21 protein-coding genes and 1 tRNA gene are annotated in these 22,312 nt (G+C 70.0%); 9 read left to right on the top strand and 13 right to left on the bottom strand.

Features of this window, described 5'->3' with window-relative positions:
• Positions 1-106: 106 nt before the first annotated feature.
• A complete protein-coding gene (locus tag ABD073_RS08780; protein ID WP_343873716.1) occupies positions 107-1,984 on the top strand; it encodes an FAD-binding protein in 1,878 nt (625 codons plus the stop codon).
• Here the strand turns inward: ABD073_RS08780 and ABD073_RS08775 are convergent.
• The 3 genes from ABD073_RS08775 to ABD073_RS08765 all read right to left on the bottom strand — a co-directional run bounded on the left by ABD073_RS08775 (position 1,955) and on the right by ABD073_RS08765 (position 3,436).
• Positions 1,955-2,030, bottom strand: a tRNA-Asn gene (locus ABD073_RS08775). The two genes, ABD073_RS08780 and ABD073_RS08775, sit on opposite strands and share 30 nt — an antisense overlap.
• 41 nt (positions 2,031-2,071) lie before the next feature.
• Positions 2,072-2,572, bottom strand: a complete 501-nt coding sequence (locus tag ABD073_RS08770; RefSeq protein ID WP_343873713.1) for a hypothetical protein — start codon at positions 2,570-2,572, stop codon at positions 2,072-2,074.
• 30 nt (positions 2,573-2,602) lie between these two features.
• A complete protein-coding gene (locus tag ABD073_RS08765; protein ID WP_343873710.1) occupies positions 2,603-3,436 on the bottom strand; it encodes a sigma-70 family RNA polymerase sigma factor in 834 nt (277 codons plus the stop codon).
• Positions 3,437-3,645: 209 nt separating this feature from the next.
• On the opposite strand from ABD073_RS08765, the gene ABD073_RS08760 reads away from it, so the two are divergent.
• The gene (locus tag ABD073_RS08760) at positions 3,646-5,127 is read left to right on the top strand and encodes a GntP family permease (RefSeq protein ID WP_343873707.1); all 1,482 of its coding nucleotides are present in this window, start codon (positions 3,646-3,648) and stop codon (positions 5,125-5,127) included.
• Between the two features lie 358 nt (positions 5,128-5,485).
• Here the strand turns inward: ABD073_RS08760 and ABD073_RS08755 are convergent, their stop codons facing one another.
• The 6 genes from ABD073_RS08755 to dnaG all read right to left on the bottom strand — a co-directional run bounded on the left by ABD073_RS08755 (position 5,486) and on the right by dnaG (position 11,713).
• Positions 5,486-6,535, bottom strand: coding sequence for a transketolase family protein (locus tag ABD073_RS08755; protein WP_343873704.1), 1,050 nt, complete (start codon positions 6,533-6,535; stop codon positions 5,486-5,488).
• Between the two features lies 1 nt (position 6,536).
• On the bottom strand, positions 6,537-7,415 hold the full coding sequence (locus ABD073_RS08750) for a transketolase (RefSeq protein ID WP_343873701.1): 879 nt from the start codon (positions 7,413-7,415) through the stop codon (positions 6,537-6,539).
• A 1-nt stretch (position 7,416) separates the two neighbouring features.
• Positions 7,417-8,256, bottom strand: coding sequence for a sugar phosphate isomerase/epimerase family protein (locus ABD073_RS08745; RefSeq protein WP_343873699.1), 840 nt, complete (start codon positions 8,254-8,256; stop codon positions 7,417-7,419).
• Positions 8,253-9,026 (bottom strand): SDR family NAD(P)-dependent oxidoreductase, encoded by a 774-nt coding sequence (locus tag ABD073_RS08740; RefSeq protein ID WP_343873696.1) that lies wholly within the window; start codon positions 9,024-9,026, stop codon positions 8,253-8,255. The genes ABD073_RS08745 and ABD073_RS08740 overlap by 4 nt, the downstream gene beginning before the upstream one ends.
• A 91-nt stretch (positions 9,027-9,117) precedes the next feature.
• Entirely contained in the window at positions 9,118-9,777 is a 660-nt protein-coding gene (locus ABD073_RS08735) for a GntR family transcriptional regulator (protein ID WP_343873695.1), read from the bottom strand.
• 64 nt (positions 9,778-9,841) lie between these two features.
• Entirely contained in the window at positions 9,842-11,713 is a 1,872-nt protein-coding gene (gene dnaG, locus ABD073_RS08730; RefSeq protein WP_343873693.1) for a DNA primase, read from the bottom strand.
• A 110-nt stretch (positions 11,714-11,823) separates the two neighbouring features.
• On the opposite strand from dnaG, the gene ABD073_RS08725 reads away from it, so the two are divergent.
• Complete coding sequence (locus ABD073_RS08725) at positions 11,824-12,546, top strand: ABC transporter permease (RefSeq protein WP_343873736.1); 723 nt, start codon at positions 11,824-11,826, stop codon at positions 12,544-12,546.
• An 8-nt stretch (positions 12,547-12,554) separates the two neighbouring features.
• Here ABD073_RS08725 and ABD073_RS08720 read toward each other — a convergent pair whose 3' ends face one another.
• The 4 genes from ABD073_RS08720 to ABD073_RS08705 form a co-directional block, all read right to left on the bottom strand.
• Positions 12,555-13,025 carry a hypothetical protein gene (locus ABD073_RS08720; RefSeq protein WP_343873690.1) on the bottom strand — a complete coding sequence of 157 codons (471 nt, stop codon included), beginning with the start codon at positions 13,023-13,025 and terminating at the stop codon, positions 12,555-12,557.
• Positions 13,026-13,118: 93 nt separating this feature from the next.
• Complete coding sequence (locus ABD073_RS08715) at positions 13,119-14,186, bottom strand: HD domain-containing protein (RefSeq protein WP_343873734.1); 1,068 nt, start codon at positions 14,184-14,186, stop codon at positions 13,119-13,121.
• A 100-nt stretch (positions 14,187-14,286) separates the two neighbouring features.
• Entirely contained in the window at positions 14,287-15,441 is a 1,155-nt protein-coding gene (dusB, locus tag ABD073_RS08710) for a tRNA dihydrouridine synthase DusB (protein WP_343873688.1), read from the bottom strand.
• A gap of 92 nt (positions 15,442-15,533) precedes the next feature.
• A complete protein-coding gene (locus ABD073_RS08705) occupies positions 15,534-16,553 on the bottom strand; it encodes a glycosyltransferase family 2 protein (RefSeq protein WP_343873686.1) in 1,020 nt (339 codons plus the stop codon).
• 205 nt (positions 16,554-16,758) lie between these two features.
• On the opposite strand from ABD073_RS08705, the gene rfbF reads away from it, so the two are divergent.
• The 6 genes from rfbF to ABD073_RS08675 are packed head-to-tail and all read left to right on the top strand — an operon-like array spanning position 16,759 to position 22,311.
• Positions 16,759-17,532, top strand: coding sequence for a glucose-1-phosphate cytidylyltransferase (rfbF, locus tag ABD073_RS08700; protein WP_343873684.1), 774 nt, complete (start codon positions 16,759-16,761; stop codon positions 17,530-17,532).
• Positions 17,533-17,537: 5 nt separating this feature from the next.
• A complete protein-coding gene (locus ABD073_RS08695) occupies positions 17,538-18,566 on the top strand; it encodes an NAD-dependent epimerase/dehydratase family protein (RefSeq protein WP_343873731.1) in 1,029 nt (342 codons plus the stop codon).
• A 1-nt stretch (position 18,567) separates the two neighbouring features.
• Positions 18,568-19,113 (top strand): dTDP-4-dehydrorhamnose 3,5-epimerase, encoded by a 546-nt coding sequence (gene rfbC / locus ABD073_RS08690; RefSeq protein ID WP_343873682.1) that lies wholly within the window; start codon positions 18,568-18,570, stop codon positions 19,111-19,113.
• Entirely contained in the window at positions 19,110-20,420 is a 1,311-nt protein-coding gene (locus tag ABD073_RS08685; protein WP_343873679.1) for an NAD(P)H-dependent oxidoreductase, read from the top strand. Before rfbC ends, ABD073_RS08685 begins: the two co-directional genes overlap by 4 nt.
• Positions 20,417-21,655, top strand: a complete 1,239-nt coding sequence (gene lhgO / locus ABD073_RS08680; protein WP_343873676.1) for an L-2-hydroxyglutarate oxidase — start codon at positions 20,417-20,419, stop codon at positions 21,653-21,655. The genes ABD073_RS08685 and lhgO overlap by 4 nt, the downstream gene beginning before the upstream one ends.
• Positions 21,656-21,678: 23 nt before the next feature.
• Positions 21,679-22,311, top strand: coding sequence for a serine O-acetyltransferase (locus ABD073_RS08675; protein ID WP_343873674.1), 633 nt, complete (start codon positions 21,679-21,681; stop codon positions 22,309-22,311).
• Position 22,312: the final 1 nt, after the last annotated feature.

Raw genomic sequence — 22,312 nt, 5'->3', positions numbered from 1 at the left:
GGACAGTAAGTCATGCCGGGCCCGGCGACCGTGACCCCGCCTTACGGGGTCACCAGCAAGGTAACGGGGCAGACTGGCATCCTCACACCGTCGTCAGGAGCACGCCATGTCCACCAGCTCGCCGCTCGCACCCGTGCCGGCCAGGGATGTCGAGACTGACCTGCTGGTGGTGGGTACCGGTACCGGCCTATTCGCCGCCCTGGCTGCCCGCGAGGCGGGGCTGGACGTGGTCGTGGTGGAGAAGACCGCCCACGTCGGTGGCTCCACGGCGCTGTCGGGTGGCGCCTTCTGGATCCCCGGCAACGCGATCCTCACCGAGCAGGGCTCGTCCGACACCGTCGGGTCCGCCCGGACCTACCTGGACCATCTGGTGGGCGATGCGGCGGACCCTCGCCGCTACCACTCCTACCTGGACCATGGCCCAGCCGCTGTGGACCTGCTGCGACGGACCTGCCGCAACCGCTGGGTGTGGGCGCGTGGCTACAGCGACTACCACCCCGACATCCCTGGAGGCTCCGCCGCGGGCCGCAGCGTGGAGTCGGCACCCTTCGATGCCGCCCAGCTGGGCGAGGAGCGCGCCCGGCTGATCCCGCCGAGCCTGTCCGCCCCGGTCCCGATGCCCATCACCAGCCCGGACTACCGCTGGATGAACCTGATGGCCAAGGCACCGGGCAAGGCCGTCCCGCGGATCGTGCGTCGGCTGGCCGAGGGGCTTGGCGGCATGGCGCTGGGCCGGGCGTACGTGGCCACCGGACAGGCCCTGCAGGCCGGCATCTACCGAGCCCTGCTGGACCGAGGGGTCACCCCGTGGACCTGCACCGACGTGGCAGAGCTGGTGAGCGACGACGGCCGGGTCACCGGGGCCGTCCTGGTGCAGCAGGGCCGACGCGTGACGGTGCGCGCCCGCCGCGGCGTGGTGCTGGCGGCCGGCGGCTTCGACCACGACGCGCGGCTGCGGCGCGACGAGCAGCTGGAGGCGTGGCAGCCCGGCTGGTCGCTCGGCGCCCCCGGCAACACGGGCGACGGGCTGCGGCTGGGCCAGCAGGTGGGTGCCCGGCTCGCGGGCCTGGAGCAGGCCTGGTGGTTCCCGGCGGTGGCCCCGGTGGGCGACGAGCAGCCCGGCATGATGCTGGCCGAGCGCTCCCTGCCCGGTTCGTTCATCGTCGACGGCCACGGCCGACGCTTCGTCAACGAGTCCACCGACTACATGAGCTTCGGGCAGCGGGTGCGCGAACGTGAGCTCGCCGGCGACCCCGTGGGGCGGATGTGGATCGTCTTCGACCAGCAGTACCGCAACAGCTATGTCTTCGCCGGCCTGGCCTTCCCCCGGATGCCCTTGCCCAGGCAGTGGTACGAGGCCGGGATCGCGCACCGGGGCGACGCGGAGCAGCTGGCCACGGCCATGGGCATCGACCCCGCCACCTTCACCCAGAGCCTGGCCCGCTTCAACGAGCTGGCCGGCCGGGCGCACGACGAGGACTTCGGCCGGGGCGCGTCGGCCTATGACCGCTACTACGGCGACCCCACCGTGACCCCCAGCCCCAACCTGCGGCCGCTGTCGGGCACCCTGTACGCCGTCGAGGTGGTGCTCGCTGACCTGGGCACCTGCGGCGGGCTGGCGGCCGACGACCTGGGCCGGGTGCTCCGCGAGGACGGCTCCGTGGTGCAGGGGCCTGTACGCCATCGGCAACGTCGCCGCCAATGCCTTCGGCAACCGCTACCCGGGAGCCGGCGCCACCATTGGTCAGGGGCTGGTCTTCGGCATGGTGGCCGCCCGCCACGCCGCCGGCCAGCTGCCCGGCCAGGACTGACCGGGCCTGGAGCCGGGGCGGTGCAGCAGCTGGCCGCCCACAGCACCATGGGCAGAGCCCTGGCACAGGGCTCCGCCTTCGGGCAGGAACGTACGAAAAAGCCCGCCCCGGCAGCGTTTCCGCTGGTGGGACGGGCTTTCAGGTGGCTCCCCCGACTGGACTCGAACCAGTAACCCTCTGATTAACAGTCAGATGCTCTGCCAATTGAGCTACAGGGGATCAGCGCCTCAGCGCGAGATGAAACATTACACGAGGCCCGCTCAAAAGTCATAATCGGCGCGGAGCTGGGCCTCGATGCGCTCGGCGAACTGCCTCGTGGCGGGGTCGTTCAGGCTCGCACCGCGGACCGCGATGGTCGTCCAGATCAGACGTGGCTCGCTCTGCGACAGGTCGCGCCGCGCACTGACCTGCACCGCGCCGCCGGTCTCCAGCTCGAAGCTCTCGTCCAGCGCGATGGAGGCCTGCACCCGCTCGCGGAAGACCTCGGGGAAGTTCCGCTCGTCGGTGACGTGGTAGCTGTCACGGCCCCCGTCCACCAGCCGCCAGTGGATCTCCCCCTCGCTGCGCCACCCGCCGCTGCGCACCTGGTGCCAGCCGATCTCCTGCCAAGGCTGGTCGCCGAAGCGGACGGCGAAGCGGTCGGGGAAGGCCAGCAGCTCCACCCGGGGCCCGCTGGCCCAGCCCATCACGCGCGGCCTGGTGCCGGTCTGCGCCTGGTAGTCGGCAACCACGGAGGAGTCGGGACGACGGAAGAAGGCCATGGCCCCATTCTGCCCTGTGCCCGGCGTGACTCAGGCCGCCCGCTCCCCCGCACCCTCGATCAGCCGCCGTGCGGAGAGCAGGGCGCGGCGCTCCATCCTGGCCGCCGTCGCCGGGCTCACCCCCACCAGCCGGGCCACCTCTGCGTGGGTCCGCGGCTGGCCGTCGTGCACCCCATAGCGCCAGCGCAGCAGGTCGGCCTCGTGACGGGGCAGCTCGCCCAGCCACCACGGCTCCGAGCGCTCCAGCAGGTCCTCAGGCCGCTCCGCCGCCACGGGTTCAAAGTCCAGCTCCTCCAGCGACCGGTGCACGCCGCTGGCCAGCAGCAGCTGCACCCGTTCGGTCTGCTGCCCGACCCGGTGCGCGAACTCGGCATCGCTCAGGTGGCGACCCAGCTCCGCCTCCAGCCGCGCCCGGTCCTCCCGCAGTCGACGGGCCATCCTGGGGCGGTGGGTCGGCCCCTCCACCCGCCCGCCGCGCCGGGCCAGGTGGAGGGTCAGGGCATTGCGCACCCAGGGCGTGGCGTAGGTGCTGAACCGCAGCCCTCGACGGTGGTCCCACCGGCGCAGGGCCTCGGCGAGCGCCACCATCCCCTCCTGGAAGAGCTCATCGGGATCGATGTCGCGGCCCGCGGCCGCACGCCGGGCCATCTGCGCGACCAGACGGACATTGGCCTCCAGGAACCGATGCCAGGCCGCCTCCCCCGCCCGCGCCAGGGCTTCGAGCTCCTCCGCCGGGGCACCGGTTCCGCCCTCGTCGAGCGCGGCGCGAGCCAGCACGCCGGCCTCGATCCAGGCCGCCAGGTGGCACTCCTCGTCGTGGCTGAGCAGCTCGGGCAGGTCTCGGTTGGTGGTGATCATCGTCATGCCCCGAGCCTCGTCGTGCCGCAGCCGTAGGAGAAGATGACCCGGCCGATCTGTGGAGCAACATCCGGACAACACGTTCTTCTCCACAAGCATTCGTTGACTGTTGACAGTTGAACGTGGCCTTTCTACGCTTGAGCAAGCTGAGCACCTAGGTCGCTGGACCCCCACGACCCCGCTGGAACACCGTCGTTCTGGAACGGAGACACCCCGTGAACCTCGCAATCCTCCTGCACTTGGCCATTGCGATCATCGGCATCGTCCTGCTGATCGTGATCGCCAAGGTGAACCCCGTCATCTCGTTGGTGGTGGGAGCGCTCTACCTTGGCGTGGCCGGTGGCCTCGGCCCCACCGATTCAGTGGTGGCCGTCAGCACGGGCTTCGGCAACCTGATGGCGGAGGTCGGTCTCATCATCGGCTTCGGCGTCATGATCGGAGCTCTGCTCTCCGCCAACGGCACCATGAAGCGGGTCGTGGACGGGCTGCTCAAGATGGGCGGACCGAAGGCTTCCGCCTACATCCTGGGCCTCTCCTCCGGCATCATCTTCCCGTCGATCTACTTCGACGTCGCCCTGGTGATCATGGCGCCCATCGCCAAGGCCATCGCCCAACGCACCAAGCGCAGTGTCGCTCCCCTGGCCGGCGCCCTCGCCATCGGCCTCGAGGTCGGCCTGCTCATGGTCATCCCCGGCGCGGCCGCCCTGGCCATGGCCGCATCCCTGAAGATCGACATGGGCACGATGCTCCTGTGGGGCATCCCCTCGGGCATCTTCCTGGTGATGAGCAGCATCTTCGTGCACACCCTCATCACCGACCGCACCTGGAATCCTGCCAAGGACGAGGAGCCCGGCTCTGGCTACGTCCACGTCAGCCGCGAGGAGGCGCTCGCCGCGGACGCAGAGGTGCGTGAGAGCGTCCGACAGGGCGGCAAGCTCGGCACCGACCTGTACGGCGCCGCCGAGCAGGCCCGTGAGTACGATGTCGTCACCGCCGCGCTGGCCGAAGAGGCCGCCGAGTCCAAGGACCGCTGGGACTCCCACCAGACACGGCTGCCGATCATCGTGGCGATGCTGCCCATCCTGGTGCCCATCCTGCTGATCATCATCGACACCGTCTGCCGGCTCGCACTGGGCAGCTCCCCCGCCCCGATCAAGTTCCTGGGCAATCCCGTGGTCGCGCTCCTGATCGGCCTCGCCATCGGCATCGTCGAGACGATCCCCATGGTGACCCGGGACGGGGTGGACGAGATCATCACCCAGGGTGCGCAGACCTCCGGTTCCATCCTGCTCTTCACGGGCGTCGCCGGCTCGCTCGGACAGGTCATCACCGAGGTGGGCATCGGTGACATGCTGGCCAAGCTCTTCGAGGCCAATGCCGGCATCCCCATCCTGCTGGCCTGGCTGGTGGCCGCGATCCTGCGCATCGCCCAGGGTTCTGGTTCGGTGGCCGCCATGACCGGCGCCTCGATCCTGGCCCCTGTGGTGGTCTCCACCGGTCTTCCGCCGGTTCTCATCCTGCTGGCTGCCTCCTCCGGCGCCGCCTTCGGCGGCAATGTCACCGACAACACCTTCTGGATCTTCAAGCAGATGCTGGGCCTCACCACCCGTGGTGCCTTCCAGGTGTACACGATGGCCCAGTCCGTCCTGGCCCTGATCGGCCTGGCCTTCTGCAGCGCTCTCGCCCTCTTCTTCTGACGGTCCGCTACGGGGCGGCACCCCTGCGGGTGCCGCCCCGTCGTCGTGTGCCCGAGAGCCGAACCAGGAGTCCCAGCGCTCAGGGCCAGCAGGTCTCCTCAGGCGCCCCGGTGGCCGACCCGTCGACACTCGCCTCTCCCCGCCTCGGCCGGAGCTCTCCCTGGGCCCTGCGCGGATGACTCCCTGCGGCGGGCAGCCAGCCCTGGCCTTCAACCTTGGGCCTGTGACAGGTCCGGCAGCACGGTCATGGTGGCCTCCGGCTCCCGCCATCACTCGGGCACGTGCCGCGGCCACCGGGACGCAGACACCGCAATGGCCCGCAGGCAGGTGCCTGCGGGCCATCGCCGCTGTTGGTCCGCTACTGCTTGGCCTCCTGCAGGACCCGCCTCACCACCGCGTCGGTGGATAGGCCGTAGCGTTCGTGCAGCGTCGGCAGGGCGCCGGCGTCGATGAACTCGTCGGGCAGCCCGATGGGGTGCACCTGACGCCCGATGCCCCGCTTCACCAGCGCACTGGCGGTCGCCTCGAACAGTCCCCCCACCACGGTGTGGTTCTCCAGGGTGAAGGCCACGCGGTCGGTGTCGACCTCGCGGACGACGGTCTCCTCGTCGAAGGGCTTGAGCGTCGCGCAGTGCACGACGGCGGCATCGACATGGTGCTTCTCGAGCTCCTTGGCTGCCAGCAGCGCCCTCATGGTCATCAGGCCGGAGGACACCAGCACGACATCACGACCCGGCCGGACGACCTTCGCCTTGCCCAGCTCGAAGGAGTAGTCGTACTCGTCCAGCACGCGCGGGACCTTGCCGCGCAGCAGACGGGTGTAGCTGGGGCCGGGGGCCGCAGCGACGGCCGGAACCAGCTGCTCGATGTCCACCGCATCGCAGGGATCCAGGATGGTGAGGTTCGGCATGCCACGCAGGATGGCGACGTCCTCGGTGGCCTGGTGGGAGGGACCATAGCCGGTGGTGAGGCCGGGCAGGGCGCAGACCATGTTGACGTTCAGGTTGGGCTCGGCCATGTCCAGGCACATGAAGTCGTAGGCACGTCGCGTCGCGAAGACCGAGTAGGTGGACACGAACGGGACCAGGCCCACCTCGGCCATGCCCGCGGCAGCCATCATCATCACCTGCTCCGCCATGCCCATCTCGAAGTACCGATCGGGATTCTGCTTGGCGAAGATGTGCATGTCGGTGTACTTGCCCAGGTCGGCGGTGAGACCGACGATGCGCTGATCCTTCGCGGCCAGCTCGTTGAGCGCGTGCCCGAAGGGTGCCGAGGTGGTGGGGATACCGGGATCGGCGATGGAGGCGATCATGGCGGCCGAACGCAGCGGGGCCTTCGCGGCGCCCTCGGCGTCCTTCTCGGCCACGTCGGTGGGGACCGGGGTCTGCTCGGGTGCGTTGGTCATGTCACGCGTCCTTTCCCTGGTGGCCGTCGGTGAGCTGCTGCTTGCACACGCTCCACTCCTCGGCCGCGATCTTCATGAAGTGCAGCTTCTCGCGGGTCTCCAGCATGGGCACGCCCTTGCCGACCCTGGTGTCGCAGATGATCATGTGTGGACGTCCCGTTGCCTGGGACTCGTCGACCGCCGCGTCGAGTGCGCGAATCAGCGCCTCCGGGTCGTTCCCGTCGACGCGCTGCGTGTGCCACCCGAAGGAGGCCCAGCGCTCGTGCTGCGGTTCGTTGGCCATCACCTGCTGGGTGGGGCCGTCGGCCTGCAGGCCGTTCATGTCCACGAGTGCAATGAGGTTGCCCAGCTGCCAGTGCGCGGCGCTCATGGCGGCCTCCCAGGTGGAGCCCTCGTTCAGCTCTCCGTCGCCGAACAGGACGAAGACCTTCTGGTCGGTGCGCTGCTGGGTTCGCAGGCCGAGCGTCATCCCGACCCCCAGGCCCAGTCCGTGCCCGAGCGAGCCGCCGGAGATCTCGACGCCCGGCGTGTAGCTGGACATGGCCGACATGGGAAGCCGGGAGTCGTCGGCAGCGTAGGTGTCGAGCTCCTCCCGAGGGATCACGCCGGCCTCGGCAAGTGCTGCGTAGATGGCCAGCGCGTAGTGGCCGATGGACAGCAGGAAGCGGTCCCGGTCCTCCCATTCGGGGTCGTCGGCGCGGTAGCGGAGCTGGTCGCGGTAGATGGCGGCCAGCACGTCGGCGATGCCCAGCCCTTGGCCCACGTAGCCCTCGCCCTGGGCCTCGCCCTCGTCGAGGACTCCCATCCGGATGCGGTAGGCCGCGTCGCGCACCGTCTGGACGCGCGTGGCCAGGTCCTTGTCGTTCTGTCGTTCGTGCATGTCACTTCCTGTTCGTGAAGGGTTCGAGCAGTTCCACGATCTGGTCACGACTGCGCAGGGCGTCGGCCTCACGGTCGGCCTCCTGCACGTCATGGGTCTCGAGCTCGAGGATGTAGCTCCCGGCGAAGCCGGACTCCTCGAGCACCTGGATCACCTCGGCGAAGTCGACCGCGCCGCGGCCGATGCCGATGTTCAGATCTCCGGGCACGGCGTCGCGCAGGTGCACACGCTCGACCCGGTCATGACAGCCGCGCGCCCATTCGGCGGGGTCCTCGGCCGAGGCGACCACGTGAGCCACGTCGAGCAGCAGCCCCACCTCCTCCGACGGAACCCGGGCCAGCAGCAGGTCAGCCTGACGCGTGCTGTGGATGAAACGGCGGTGGTGCAGCACCTCGGCGAGCAGCCTCACCCTCAGCGGGCGGGCCAGGTCTGCGAGCAGTCGGAGGTTCTGCCCGATGCATGACAGGTCCGACTCCTCGTCGACGAAGGGCTCGCGATCCGCACGACCACAGGCGACGACCAGGGCCGCGCCCGTCGCACTCGCCAGTTCCAGCAGCGGCAGCGCCGTGCGTCGCAGCATCTCGGCGTCGAGGGAAGGATCGTTCAGGTCACCGACGTCGGCATTGACCGCACCGCAGCGCAGACCGTGCGCCGCGAGCTCGTCGACGTAGCGGTCCACGTCACCGGTGAAGGGCACCGGGACGTGGTCGGTGACGTCGGGGATCGCGCCCAGGTCCACCTCCACCGCGCCGAGCCGCGCGATGATCTCGAGCGCCTCCGGGAGCGGCCGGAACCGGAAGCTGATCGTCGAGAGCCCCACTCGTTCGTTGGCGCTGGTCATGCGATGTAGGTGCCGCCATTGATGCTCTGCGTGGTGCCGGTGATGTATCCAGCGTCCTCGCTGGACAGGAAGACGCACAGGGCGGCGACCTCCTCGCGCTTCGCCACCCGACCCAGTGGCACAGAGGCGGCCAGCTCGGCCTCACGTTCCGGGGTGCTGCCCACGCGGATGTCGGTGTCGACCGCTCCGGGTGCCACCGTGTTGGCGGTGATCCCGTACTGCGCGAACTCCTTGGCGATGCCCCTGGTGAGCCCGATGACGCCGGCCTTGGCCGCAGCGTAGGACGTCTTGGAGAAGACTCCACCCCCGTGCTGTGCGGTCACCGAGGACATGGTGACGATGCGGCCATAGCCGCCCTCGACCATCTGCGGCAGGAAGGCTTGGCAGGTGAGGAAGGTCCCGGTCAGGTTGACCGCCATGACCCGGTTCCACTCCTCCAGGCTGAGTTCCAGGAAGGACGCCGGCGAGGCGACACCGGCGATGGCCGCGAGGGCACCGACCGAAGGCAGGTCCGAGTCGAGGACCGCTTGGGCTGCCGCTGCTACCGACTCGGGATCGGCGACATTGCATCCGAGAGCGATCACCGGCTGGCCGCTCTCATCGCGCACCTCCTGCGCGACCTTCTCGACGGCCGTCTGGTCCAGGTCCAGCATGGCGACCGCCCAGCCCTCCTGGGCATAGCGCCGCACGGTCGCGAGGCCGATGCCCCGCGGTGCCGCGCACCCGGTCACGACCGCGGTGCGCTGTCCGATTCCAGTCTGGTAGGCCATGGCCACCTCCACGTCTTTGTGTGTTGACTGTCAACAACTGACACTGAGACTATGTGTAGGAGGGTGAGCGGGTCAATGGCTGGGACGCTGGTCAGTCGTCGGCAACGACCTCGTCGGCCCAGTGCCCTGCGGCCTGCTGCATGTGCCCGAAGACCACCAGATGGGGCTCATGGGCGTTGGGGTCCCCGATCGAGTCGAGGAAGGGCAGGTGATGGGTGCCGCTCATCAAGGGCAGCGGTTCCCCCTCGGCACCGGTGCACAGCACGATCCTCATCCGGCTCTCCAGGCCCCGCCACAGCTCCAGCAGGGTGGCATTGCCGGACAGCTCGCACAGCCTCTCGTGGAAGGCCAGGTCAAGGTCCAGGGCGGTCAGGAAGTTCTTGGCCTGTTCTGGGGGCAGCACCTCGCGCAGTCGCGCGAGTCGCTCGTCCCGGTCGGGCGCCGCCGCGATCTCGCGCACGGCCAGGGTCTCCAGGGCTGCGCGCACCATGAAAAGCTCGCGCACCTCCTGCGGCGAGGGCTGGTGCACCCGCAGTCGTCCGCGGGCGTCCCCCTCCACCAGACCAGCCTGCTGCAGCGTACGCAATGCCTCGCGCACCGTGCCCCGGCTCACCTGGTAGGAGTCGGCCAGCTCTGTCTCCACGAGATCGGCACCGGCGGGGATCTCCCCGGAGGTGATGGCGGTGCGCAGGGCCTTGAGCACCTGCTCGCGCAGGGTGAGGCGGTTGACGGCGGCGATCGGCGGGGTCACAGCGACGAGGATAGCCGTCGCGCCACCCGCTCCCCCGCACGCGGCACCCAGCTGGTGCGAGTCCTCAGTCCAGCACGCCCACCGAGGCGTGCTGCAACTGCTTGCGGCGCACCTCCAGGTCCAGCAGCTGGCTGAACATCGCGCGGTGCTCGCTGGCGTGGTCCACCGGATTGGTGCGTTGCAGCCGGCTCTTCAGGTCACGGATGGTGCGCTCCGCGGTGAGCAGCTGCAGCCGGGCCGTGTAGGCGGTGGCATAGGCCTCGTCCGGGTCGCGCAGCGTCGGCTCCACCAGCAGGGCGATCAGCAGCTGCTGCACCACCTCGTCGTCGGTCTTCTCGCGCACCAGGTCGCTCCAGCGTTCCGCCTGCCAGGGCGTCTGGTGGATCGCCTCGAAGACCGCGCGATAGGCGGGATGGCTGAAGTCGTCCGGTTCGACGCCGTTCCAGGCGGTGTCGAACAACGTCGGGTACTGCAGCATCAGCTTCAGCGTGCCGCGCTCCACCTGCAGCAGGCGCTCCGACGGGTCGGGCCAAGGCGTGCCGCTGCGCACCGGCTCCGGCTCGGCCGCCACCTCCGGCTCCGCGGCGCGCACCCGCTGCTGGCGGGGCTCCTGCGGTCCTCGGCGGGCCGCGAGCGAGACCTCACGACGCACGTCGTCGACATCCATGCCCAGCATCTGCGCCAGCTCGCGCAGGTAGCCGTTCACCAGGGAGCTGTCGCGGATCGAGCTGACCAGCGGCGCGGCGGCGCGCAGGGCCCGCAGCTGGCCGTCCACCCGGTCCAGGTCGAAGCCCTTGATGGTGTTCTCCATGACGAAGCGGTAGAGCGGAACCCGGCGGCCCACCAGCTCGCGCACCGCCGCCTCGCCCTGCTGCAGCCGCAGGTCACAGGGGTCCAGCCCGCTGGGTTCGACGGCCACATAGGTCTGGGCGATGAAGTTCGAATCGCCCTGGAAGACCTTGATGGCGGCATTCTGGCCCGCCTGGTCGCCGTCGAAGGTGAAGATCACCTCTCCGGAGAAGGCGCCCTGGTTGCCCATCAGGCGCTGCAGCATCCGGGCGTGGTCATCGCCGAAGGCGGTGCCGCAGGAGGCCACCGCGGTGTCCACCCCGGACAGGTGGGCGGCCATCACGTCGGTGTAGCCCTCCACCACCACCGCCTGGCTCTTCTTGCCGATGTTGCGGCGCGCCAGGTCCAGCCCGTAGAGCACGTGCGACTTCTTGTAGACCGGGGTCTCGGGGGTGTTGAGGTACTTGGCGGGCATCCGGTCGTCGTCGTAGAGCCGACGCGCGCCGAAGCCCAGCACCGAGGAGCCGGAGTCGCGGATCGGCCACAGCACCCGTCCCTGGAAGAAGTCGTGGCCGTGCTCGCGGATCAGTCCGGCCTTGACCAGTTCCGCGTCCTTGAAGCCCATCCGGTTCAGGTGGTTCTTCAGTTCTCGGCCACCACGTGGTGCATAACCCACCCCGAAGGTGTCCGCGGCAGCCTTGTCGAAGCCGCGCCCGTCGAGCATCTGCCGGGCGGCCAGCGCGTCGCGGCTCATCAGCATCGTGGTGTAGAACTCAGCAGCAGCCGCATTGGCCTCCATGATCCGCACCCGCAGGCCCGGCTCCTGGCGCGGTCCGCCGTCGTCGGTGATCCGCAGCTGGACGCCGGTGCGGTCGGCCAGTTGCTGCACCGCCTCGGTGAAGGTCAGGTTGGCCACCTTCTGCAGGAAGCCGATGGCATCGCCGCCCTCACCGCAGCCGAAGCAGTAGTACAGGCCGCGCGCGGGCGTCACCTGGAAGCTGGGGGTCTTCTCGTCGTGGAAGGGGCACAGCCCTTTCAACGATCCTCCGCCGGCCGGCTTGAGGGTGACATAGGAGCTCACCACGTCGTCGATCCGGGCGCGTTCCCGGACCAGCGCGATGTCCTCGTCGTTGATCCGTCCGGCCATGACGGCGAGTGTATCGCCGACCGGGCACGACGCCTGCCAGCGTGGTGTCAGCGGCAGGTGGCAGCATCACTGTCGTGATCGTCTCCCTCGGATGGCCCCTGCTGCTCGCGCTGGTCCTGCTCGTCGTGCTGGCGGCGGCCTCCTCCCGACTCGCCGGTCTGGGCCTGGCGAAGGAGTCAGTGGTGGCCGCACTGCGGGCTGCTCTGCAGCTCGCCGTGGTCAGCCTGGTGATCGTCTTCTGCATGCGCCACCTGCTGGCCGCCCTGGGCTTCTGCCTGCTGATGTTCGCCGTCGCGGTCTGGACCACCACCCGCCGCACCGGAGTGAGGAGGGCCTGGCCGTGGACGGCGCTGGCTATGGCCTGCGGCGTGCTGCCGGTGCTGCTGGTGGTCTTCGGCACCGGGGCCTCGCCCTTCACCGCACCGGCCCTGGTGCCGGTGGCCGGCATCATCATCGGCAACATGATGAGTGCCCACACCCTGTTCGGACGGCGCCAGTTCGCGGCCCTGCGCGACGACATCGGCAGCTACGAGGCGGCCCTGGCGCTGGGCATGGTGCGACGCCAGGCCGTCGAGCTGGTCACCGCGGAGACCGCCCAGGAGGCCCTGGTGCCCAACCTGGACCAGACCCGCACGGTGGGTCTGGTGACCCTGCCGGGTGCCTTCGTGGGTGTCCTGCTGGGTGGTGGCAGCGCACTGCAGGCCGGTGCGGCCCAGCTGCTGGTGCTGGTGGGGATCATGGCCGGGCAGAACCTGACGGTGGCGGTGGCCAACCAGTTGATGCGACGCGGCCGGCTGCTACCACCCGACCTGGCCGAGCGTCTCCATCCCTGAGGTCGGCCTCAGTTGCCGGTCTTCGGCAGCCCGGGGCGACGGGTGCCGTCCTGGCCCCAGCCCTGTGGGGTGCTGCCCAGCACCGCCGTGGTGGTGTGCGTCTGGCCCACCTGTTCCTGGTCCGCCAGGCAGGTCACGCTGATCGTGTAGCGGTCCGCCGGCAGCCCGGAGCCGAGCGTGACCACCTGCGCGTCGCGGCCGGAGACCACCGGCCTGGTGGTGCTGTAGACCTGCGTGCCCGCGGAATTCTTCACGCTCCATCGCACGGTGTCGAGGGCGTCAGGGGTGTCCTTGCACGCCTTGCTGGCCACCCGGATGGTGCCTCGCTCCACGTCGGTGCCCTCGACGCGGACCTGGCCGGAGCCGAAACCCACCGAGGCCTTCTGCACCATGCCGCGCGCTCCCTGCCACATCCCCATCAGGACGCAGATCAGCAGCACGACGATGATCGTCGGATCGGACTTTCGCTGCGCAGCCATCTCCACCTCCCCCGCGGACCCGTGGCCGGACGGAACCACGCTAGCGAGGCGCCGGGCGGCGCTGCACCCGGACCTTGAGGTGTGATCGAGGGATCAGGCGCCGCGCCCGATGCCCTTCGGCAGCCGGTCGGCGCTCCAGCCCAGCAGCTGCTCGGCCTGCTCGAAGGCGAACCGGTCGGTCATGCCACCCACATAGGTGACGGCCCCGCGCACCGTGTCCTCCCAGCGGTAGTCCGGCGGCATCAGCTCCGGACGGGCCGCATAGCGCTCCACCAACCCGCGCAGCACCTCGACGACGGCGTGGGACTGGGCCACCGAGTCGGGCCGGGTGTAGATCCGCTCGTAGTTGAAGCGACGCAGCGCGGCCAGGGCGGCAGCCGTCTCGGGGTCCATCCCGACCCGGCCGGTGGTGACCGTGGTGGTGACCACCGCGCGGATGAAGGTGCCCAGCTGCGCGCGTCGCCCGATCCCGGCGATGCCGGCCACCTCGGGCGGCAGGTCGTCGGTGGTGACGATCCCGGCGTGGATCGCGTCCTCCAGGTCGTGGGCGCAGTAGGCGATCCGGTCGCTCCAGCTGACGATCTCGCCCTCGACGGTGGAGGGCGCGGGGCGGCTCCAGGAGTGGTTGCGGATCCCGTCGAGGGTCTCGCGGCACAGGTTCAAGTCGGTGAGCACCACGTCGGCACCCCACGGACCGTGGTCGTAGCCCTCCGGGATGAACAGGTCGAAGGCGTCCTCGGAGGCGTGCCCGCCCGGCCCGTGACCGCAGTCGTGGCCCAGCGCGATGGCATCGGCCAGGCTGACATTGGCACCCACGCCGCGGGCGATGGACGTGGCCACCTGGGCCACCTCGAGGGCATGGGTGAGCCGGGTGCGCTGGTGGTCGGTGGGATAGACCACCACCTGGGTCTTGCCGGCCAGCCGACGGAAGGCCGGGGAGTGGACGATCCGGTCCCGGTCGCGCTCGAAACAGGTGCGCTCGGAGTCCGGCTCCTCCTCCACGGCCCGGTTCCCGGCACCACGGGCCAGAGTGGCACCCGGGCGCAGCAGCAGCGCCTCGCGCTCCTCACGCGCCTGGCGACCCAGCACCGGGCCGGGCTGGAAGCTGGCATGGGAGTCGGCATGGGCGCTGACCAGGTGCTCGTCACCGTGGCCCGCCATGGTGCGCGCCCACTGGACGGCCCGCGGCATCACCTCGGGCGAGCCGGGCCGGACCGCCGGCTCGGCGGGCATGGGGAGATCGGGCTCGTCGGTGCACATGTCAGCCTCCGGAGACGTCGCTCTCTGCATCGCTGAGGTCCAGGTCCGTGCCGGAGGTGTCGGCCAGCCAACCCTCCGGCATGATGACGCGCTCGCGCGGGGTCCCCTGGCGGCCGCGGGGCCGGCCCAGCTCTGCCTCGGGGAAGGGTGCCTGCGGGTCCAGCTGGGCCAGCAGCGCGTCGAAGGTCTCGAAGTCGCTCACCATGCCCAGCTGGTGGCGCAGCTCGCCGCCCACCGGGAAGCCCTTGAAGTACCAGGCCATGTGCTTGCGCAGGTCGGTGAGGCCGTGCTGCTCACCCATCACGCCGGCCAGCAGCTCGCCGTGGCGGCGCACCATGGCGGCCACCTCGCCCAGGGTCGGCAGGGTGCGCACCTGCTCGCCGGCGAAGGCGGCGGCCAGGTCGCGGAAGAGCCAGGGGCGACCGAGGCAGCCACGGCCCACCTCGACGGCGGCGCAACCGGTCTGCTCCATCATCCGCAGCCCGTCGGAGGCCTCCCAGATGTCGCCATTGCCCATCACCGGGATGTCCACGTGCTCCACCAGGCGGGCGATCGCCTCCCAGTCGGCCTCGCCGGCATAGGCCTGGTTCACGGTGCGCCCGTGCAGGCAGATGCCGGCCACGCCGGCGTCCTCGGCGATCCGACCGGAGTCCAGGTAGGTGATGTGGTCCGCGTCGATGCCGATCCGCGTCTTCATGGTCACCGGAACCCCGAAGGCGTCGGCCGCCCGGACCGTGGCGACGAGGATGTCGCGCAGCCGGTCACGCTTCCAGGGCAGCACTCCCCCGCCGCCCTTGCGGGTGACCTTGGGCACCGGGCAGCCGAAGTTCAGGTCCACGTGGTTCACGCCGTACTGCTCGCACAGGATGGTGGTGGCCCGGGCCACCATGGTGGGGTCCACGCCGTAGAGCTGGACGCTGCGCACCTTCTCGTTGGGGGCAAAACCCAGCATCTTCTTCGTCTTGCGGTCGCCCTCCACCAGGCCACGGCTGGTGATCATCTCGCACACGTAGAGCCCGGCCCCCTGCTCGGCGCACAGCTGGCGGAAGGCCGGGTTGGTGATGCCGGCCATCGGCGCCAGCACCACCGGGGTGTCCACCACGACGGCGTCGGGGCGGCTGGGCGCGGACAGGCGCAGCGGTGGGTGGACGGTCACGGGCTCACTTCCGGGCGGTGTTGGCTGCTGGCCGCCCCACTCTAGTCGGCCCCACCGACAGGTCGGCGCCGCACGAGGCCACCCGGGGACGCTCAGCCGTCGGAGCCGCCGGTGGCCTGGGCGGCGGTGCGCGGGGCCGGCGAGGTGGGACCCATCCCGTGGCGCTTGCGCCACCGCGCCCCGCGGATCTCCATCACCGAACGGGTCAGGCCGCTGGGCAGCACGCCCAGGGCGGCCAGCCGGAAGGCAGCCGGCTTCACGGCTCCACGCAGCGCCGGCGCCAGGGCCTGTCGCGAGGCGCGAGCATCCCCCTCGGAGAGCAGCACGCGCGACAGGGTGAGCGCGGTATTGGTCTGTGCCGCCTCCAGGGCGGGCCGGTCGAAGGGTGCGGCATCGGTCAGCGCGTGGGCCAGCGCCACCTGCCGGCCGCGCAGCTGGCGCTCGTAGTTGAGCACCGAGTCGGTGGCCGGGTGCACGCGGTAGCGCACCAGGCGCTCGGCCACGTGCCAGGCGCCCCCGCCGGTGCGGGCCGCCTCCAGCAGGATGTGCAGGTCGAAGGCGGTGGCGGTGTCCTCGTCGAGTGCGGCCCAGTCCAGCGCGGAGGTGCGCAGCACGGTGGCGTTCAGCGCCACGACGCCGTGCACCAGCAGGGTGGTCAGCGGACGGTACATCCCCTCCACCAGGCGGTCGTAGCCGTGCGACTCGTCCTGCTGCTGCTGCACCTCGTGCAGGTCCTCGCCCGAGGGGCCGATCCAGCGCATGTCGGTGAAGGCGAAGGCCGCGTCGGGGTGGGCGCGCAAGGCCTCGACCGCGCGCTTCAGGTAGCCGGGCTCGAACTCGTCGTCGTCGTCCAGCTTGGTGACGAACTCGGTGCGTGCCGCGCGGAAGCCCTCCAGCGAGTTGCGCACCAGGCCCAGGTTCTCCTCGCGGGGAACGTAGACCAGCCGGTCGTCACCATAGGAGGCCACCAGGTCGCGGGTCTCGGCGGAGTTCGCGTTGTCACAGACCAAAGCTGTGAAGTCACTGAACTCCTGGCGCACCAACGAGTCCAGCGCCCCGCGCAGGTACTCCTGCCGCAGATAGGTGGGCATCACGACGGTGACTGCGGGCATCAGGCCTCCAGGGCTGGTTTCTGGCATACAGGTCCCGACCCTATGCACCGACCGGGCCACGAGCCCCGGATCACGCCAGACATCCAGCAGAGCTTCAGATCCGGCGCGAAACAGCACTGACCCGCCGGGGCCTAGTGTCGGTCGGGAAGGTCTGGGCGGCTCGGGACGCCGGCGGGCCACGATGCGCATCCAGGGGGGATGGGGAATGAAGGCAGTTCTGTTGGCCGGAGGTCTGGGCACCCGGCTCAGCGAGGAGACGGGCACCAAGCCGAAACCCATGGTGGAGGTGGGAGGCCGTCCGATCCTGTTCCACATCATGCAGGAGTACGCCGCGCACGGCATCGACGAGTTCATCGTCTGCGCCGGCTACCGCGGCACCGTCATCAAGGACTGGTTCGCGAACTTCGCGATGCGCTATTCCGACATCACCTTCGACCTGTCCACCGGCGAGCGCACCGTGCACAAGTGCTCGGCGCTGCCGTGGAAGGTCACCGTGGTCCACACCGGCGGCAAGTCCATGACCGGGGGCCGCCTGCTGCGGGTGCGCGACTACATCGGCGACGAGACCTTCTGCTTCACCTACGGCGACGGCGTCAGCGACGTCGACATCAGCGCCAGCATCGACTTCCACCGCGAGCAGGGCCGGCTGGCCACCATGACCGTGGTGCAGCCCCCGGGCCGCTTCGGCGCGATCACGCTGGGCAAGTGCGAGAGCACCATCACCAGCTTCCAGGAGAAGCCCGACGGTGACGGCGCCTGGATCAACGGCGGCTACTTCGTGCTGGAGCCCGGCGTCATGGACTACATCAGCGGTGACTCCACCATCTGGGAGCAGGAACCGCTGCGCAGCCTGGCCTCCGAGGGCCAGCTGAACGCCTGGAAGCACCCCGGCTTCTGGCAGCCGATGGACACCCTGCAGGACAAGAACAAACTCGAGAAGCTCTGGGCCGACGGCGTCGCGCCCTGGAAGGTCTGGTGAACGACATGAAGATCCTGGTCACGGGAACCGACGGCTACCTGGGCTGCCTGCTGGCACCCACGCTGGCCGCACAGGGCCACGAGGTGGTGGGGCTGGACACCGGCTTCTACCGCTACGGCTGGCTCTACAACGGCGTCGACATGGTGCCGCAGACCATCAGCAAGGACATGCGCGAGCTGACCGTCGCCGACCTCGAGGGCTTCGACGCGGTGGTGGCCATGGCCGAGCTGTCCAACGATCCCACCGGCGACCTGGTGGGCCCGATCACCTATGACATCAACCACAAGGGCTCGGTGCACGTCGCCGAGATGGCCAAGGCCGCCGGCGTGGAGCGCTTCGTCTACATGTCCAGCTGCTCCGCCTACGGCGTGGCCGACGGCATCGTCGACGAGACCAGCGAGGTGAACCCGCAGACCGCCTATGCCAAGTGCAAGGTGCTCACCGAGGGCGACCTGTGGAAGCTGGCCGACGACAACTTCCACCCCACCGCGCTGCGCAACTCGACCGCCTTCGGCGCCTCGCCGCGCCAGCGCTTCGACATCGTGCTGAACAACCTGTCGGGCCTGGCCTGGACCACCGGGAAGATCGCCATGACCTCCGACGGCACCCCGTGGCGTCCCATGGTGCACGGCCTGGACATCGCCAAGGCGATCCGCGCGGTGCTCGACGCCCCGCTGGACAAGGTGCACTCCGAGGTCTTCAACGTCGGCTCCAACGAGCAGAACTACACCGTGCGCGAGATCGCCGAGACGGTGGCGCGCGAGTTCACCGGCTGCGAGCTCAGCTTCGGCGAGCCCGGTGCCGACAACCGCTCCTACCGGGTGAACTTCGACAAGATCGGCGAGACCCTGGGCTACTCCACCGACTGGGACCTGGCCGCCGGCGCCAAGCAGCTGCACGAGGTCTTCGAGGCCATCCAGCTGACCCCGGAGATCTTCACCGGCCGCGGCCACACCCGCCTGACGCAGATCGAGTACCTGCTCGAGACCCAGCAGGTCACGCCCGACCTCTTCTGGACCAAGAAGGAGAACTGACATGGAATGGACCCCCACCGAGGTCGAGGGCTGCTGGATCATCGACATCAAGCCCTTCAGCGACGACCGTGGTTTCTTCACCCGGATCTTCGACGAGACCGAGTTCGCCGACCACGGACTGCCCACGCAGTTCCCGCAGGCCAACATGTCGCACAACCACAAGGCGGGAACCATGCGCGGCATGCACCGCCAGATCGCACCCTCCTCGGAGGGCAAGCTGGTGCGCTGCATGAAGGGCACCATCGTCGACTGCTGCCTCGACCTGCGCGAGGACTCCCCCACCTACGGCAAGTACGCCATGGTGGAGCTCAGCGACCAGAACCATCGCGCGCTGTGGATCCCGCCGCGCTGCGGCCACGGCTACCTGACCATGACCGACGACACCCTGATCACCTACCAGGTCAGCGACTCCTACGCCCCGGAGCTGGAGCGCGGCCAGCGTCACGACGACCCGGCCTTCGGCCTGCAGTGGCCCGGCGAGGTCACGGTCATCAGCGAGAAGGACCGCACCTGGCCCGACTGGGACGGCAAGGAGTTCGGCAAGTGATCATCACCGACACCCTGCTGGAGCGTCGCCAGACCGAGGGCAATCCGATCCGGGTGGGCGTGGTGGGCCCGGGCTTCATGGCCCGCGGCATGATGAACCACATCCACCACACCACCCCCGGCATGGTGGTGGCCGCGGTGCACGCCCGCAGCCCCGAGAAGGCCCACGCCGCCCTGGACTACGCCGGCTACGGCGCCGACCAGGTGGTCGACGTGGAGAACTCCGCCGACCTGGACCGTGCGGTCGCCGCCGGCCAGGTGGCCGTCACCACCGACCACACTGTGCTCACCGGCGCCGACGGCGTCGACGTGGTGGTGGACGCCACCGGCAGCGTCGACTTCGGCGCGGAGCTGGCGCTGTCGGCCATCGAGAACGGCAAGCACCTGGTGCTGATGAATGCCGAGGTGGACGCCACCATCGGCACCATCCTGAGCAAGCGGGCCGAGGCCGCCGGCGTGGTCTACACCGGCATGGACGGCGACCAGCCCGGCGTGCAGATGAACCTGATCCGCTTCGTGCGCGGCCTGGGCCTGCGCCCGCTGGTGGCGGGCAACATCAAGGGTCTGCAGGACGAGTACCGCAACCCCACCACCCAGAAGGGCTTCGCCGAGAAGTGGGGCCAGGACCCGCACATGGTGACCTCCTTCGCCGACGGCACCAAGGTCTCGGTGGAGCAGGCGCTGGTGGCCAATGCGGCCGGCCTGGGCGTGCACCGTCGTGGCTGCCTGGGACGGGACCACGAGGGCCACGTGGACGAGCTGGCGCAGATGTACGACCTCGACGAGCTGCTTGCCCTGGGCGGCGCCGTGGACTACGTGGTCAAGGCCAAGCCCGGCCCCGGCGTCTACGTGCTCGCCACCCAGGACGACCCGAAGCAGCAGCACTACCTCAACCTGTACAAGCTGGGCGAGGGGCCGCTGTACCCCTTCTACACGCCCTACCACCTGTGCCACTTCGAGGTGCCCACCACCATCGCCCGTGCGGTGCTGCTGGGTGATGCGTGCATCAAGCCGCTGCCCGACGGGCCGCGCGTCGAGGTGGTGCCGATGGCCAAGCGGCCGCTGAAGGCCGGTCAGGCCCTGGATGCCAAGGGCGGCTACGACTACTACGGCGTCTGCGAGAAGGCCGAGGTGCAGCGTCGTGACAACCTGCTGCCGCTGGGCCTGGCCGAGGGCTGCGTGCTCAAGCGCGACATCGCCCAGGACGAGGTGATCGGCTACGCCGACGTCGAGGTGCCCGCCGGGCGCCTGGCCGACCGGCTGCGCGCCGAGCAGGACGCCCTGTTCCCGCTCGGGGGCCGGGCATGAGCGAGCCGAACCAGGCCGGCGCCACCCGCCACGACGCGATCGTGGTGGGGGCCGGCATCGTGGGCCTGGCCACCGCGCTGGAGCTGCTGCAGCGCCGGCCGGGCAGCTCCGTGCTGGTGGTGGACAAGGAGGACCACGTCGCGGCCCACCAGACCGGGCACAACTCCGGCGTGATCCACGCGGGCATCTACTACGCGCCCGGATCGATGAAGGCACGCTTCTGCAAGCAGGGCGCCCAGTGGACCCGCGACTTCTGCGACGCCAACGGCATCGCCTACCGCAACACCGGCAAGCTCATCGTCGCCACCAACCAGCTCGAGCTGGAGCGGATGCACAAGCTCTACGAGCGCGCCCTGGTCAACGAGCTGGACGTGCAGCTGGTGGACGCCGAGGAGCTGCGCCGACGTGAGCCCGCCGTGGTGGGCCTGGGTGCCATCTTCCTGTCCTCCACCGGCATCGTCGACTACCGCGAGGTCTGCGCGGCGATGGTCCGCCGGATCACCGAGGCGGGCGGCGAGGTGCGCCTGGGCGCCCCCGTCGTGGGCATCCACGAGTCGCTCAGCGAGGTCTCGGTGGACCTGGGTACCGCCGCCGGCGGCCGCGAGCGGGTCTACGGCCTGCAGCTGGTGGTCTGCGGCGGCATCCAGGCCGACCGGCTCGCCACCATGGCGGGGCTGGAGCCGGACTTCCGCATGGTCCCCTTCCGGGGCGAGTACTACCGGCTGGCGCCGCAGCACTCCCAGATCGTGCAGACGCTGATCTACCCAGTGCCCGACCCTGACCTGCCCTTCCTCGGCGTGCACCTCACGCCGATGATGGACGGCAGCATCACGGTGGGCCCCAATGCCGTCATGGGCTTCTCCCGCGACGGCTACCCGCGGCTCTCGGTCTCCCCGCGCGACATGGTGGAGGTGGCCCGCTTCGGCGGCTTCTGGCGCCTGGCCAAGGGGATGCTGCGCACCGGGATCAGCGAGCAGTGGGACTCGGTCAACAAGTCCGGCTACCTGAAGCGGGTGCGCAAGTACTGCCCGCAGCTGGGCCGCGAGGACCTGCTGCCCTACCCGGCGGGCATCCGTGCCCAGGCGGTGCGCTCCGACGGGACCATGGTGGAGGACTTCCACTTCCTGCAGACCGAGCGCATGCTGCACGTGTGCAATGCACCCTCCCCGGCGGCGACCTCGGCGATGCCGATCGCACGCCATCTGGTGGACCAGGTGCTGCGCGAACAGAGCTGAACCAGAACGCATCGGGGGACGACATGGAGCAGGACGCCAGGACCGACGAACCGGCCGACATCCACCACGGGCCCGGCTGGGCGCAGCGGATCTCCGCTGCGCCCGGCAATCCCGTCGTGCGACGGCTCACCGAACGGGTGCCCTTGCTGGCGACGCTGCGCGAGGACATGCGGGCCAATGACGGGGCGCTGCGCCCCGGCTTCCAGGCGCTGGCGGCCAACCGGGTGGGCGCCTGGGCCCGTGAGGGTGACGGTCCGGCCCCGGTTCGTCGTGTGGCGGGTGCCCTCTCGAGGGCTGGCCAACTGGTCTGCCGCAATGTCTACGGCATCGACCTGCCCGACACCGTCCAGGTGGGCCGGCGGGTGCGGATCGTGGAGCAGCACGGCATCGTGATCCACCCCTTCAGCAGCATCGGCGACGACTGCATCATCCGCCAGGGGGCGACGCTGGGCGCCATCTCCGGCGACCCGGCGCGCTATGCCTCCGAGGCGCCCAAACTGGGACGCAATGTCTCGGTGGGTGCCAATGCCTGTGTGCTGGGCGACGTCTCCATCGGCGACCATGTCTCGATCGGCCCGAATGCCACGGTGATGGACGACGTCCCGGAGCGTGCCACGGTGCTCTCCCCGAAGTCGCGCGTGATGCGCGCGGAGTGAG

This window comes from Luteococcus peritonei, assembly GCF_039526385.1.
GTDB classification, from domain to species: Bacteria; Actinomycetota; Actinomycetes; order Propionibacteriales; family Propionibacteriaceae; genus Luteococcus; species Luteococcus peritonei.
The sequence above is the reverse complement of the archived record's forward strand: the minus strand, read 5'-3'. Positions and strand labels throughout refer to the sequence as shown.

Coding starts and splice junctions, on each gene's coding strand:
- ABD073_RS08715 (WP_343873734.1), bottom strand. CDS start 14,186: ATGGCGGGCCACGGTGACGAGCACCTGGTCAGCGCCCATGCCGACTCC.
- ABD073_RS08740 (WP_343873696.1), bottom strand. CDS start 9,026: ATGGCCTACCAGACTGGAATCGGACAGCGCACCGCGGTCGTGACCGGG.
- rfbF (WP_343873684.1), top strand. CDS start 16,759: ATGAAGGCAGTTCTGTTGGCCGGAGGTCTGGGCACCCGGCTCAGCGAG.
- lhgO (WP_343873676.1), top strand. CDS start 20,417: ATGAGCGAGCCGAACCAGGCCGGCGCCACCCGCCACGACGCGATCGTG.
- ABD073_RS08750 (WP_343873701.1), bottom strand. CDS start 7,415: ATGCACGAACGACAGAACGACAAGGACCTGGCCACGCGCGTCCAGACG.
- ABD073_RS08745 (WP_343873699.1), bottom strand. CDS start 8,256: ATGACCAGCGCCAACGAACGAGTGGGGCTCTCGACGATCAGCTTCCGG.
- ABD073_RS08705 (WP_343873686.1), bottom strand. CDS start 16,553: ATGCCCGCAGTCACCGTCGTGATGCCCACCTATCTGCGGCAGGAGTAC.
- ABD073_RS08675 (WP_343873674.1), top strand. CDS start 21,679: ATGGAGCAGGACGCCAGGACCGACGAACCGGCCGACATCCACCACGGG.
- ABD073_RS08765 (WP_343873710.1), bottom strand. CDS start 3,436: ATGACGATGATCACCACCAACCGAGACCTGCCCGAGCTGCTCAGCCAC.
- ABD073_RS08770 (WP_343873713.1), bottom strand. CDS start 2,572: ATGGCCTTCTTCCGTCGTCCCGACTCCTCCGTGGTTGCCGACTACCAG.
- dnaG (WP_343873693.1), bottom strand. CDS start 11,713: ATGGCCGGACGGATCAACGACGAGGACATCGCGCTGGTCCGGGAACGC.
- ABD073_RS08755 (WP_343873704.1), bottom strand. CDS start 6,535: ATGACCAACGCACCCGAGCAGACCCCGGTCCCCACCGACGTGGCCGAG.
- ABD073_RS08720 (WP_343873690.1), bottom strand. CDS start 13,025: ATGGCTGCGCAGCGAAAGTCCGATCCGACGATCATCGTCGTGCTGCTG.
- rfbC (WP_343873682.1), top strand. CDS start 18,568: ATGGAATGGACCCCCACCGAGGTCGAGGGCTGCTGGATCATCGACATC.
- ABD073_RS08695 (WP_343873731.1), top strand. CDS start 17,538: ATGAAGATCCTGGTCACGGGAACCGACGGCTACCTGGGCTGCCTGCTG.
- ABD073_RS08780 (WP_343873716.1), top strand. CDS start 107: ATGTCCACCAGCTCGCCGCTCGCACCCGTGCCGGCCAGGGATGTCGAG.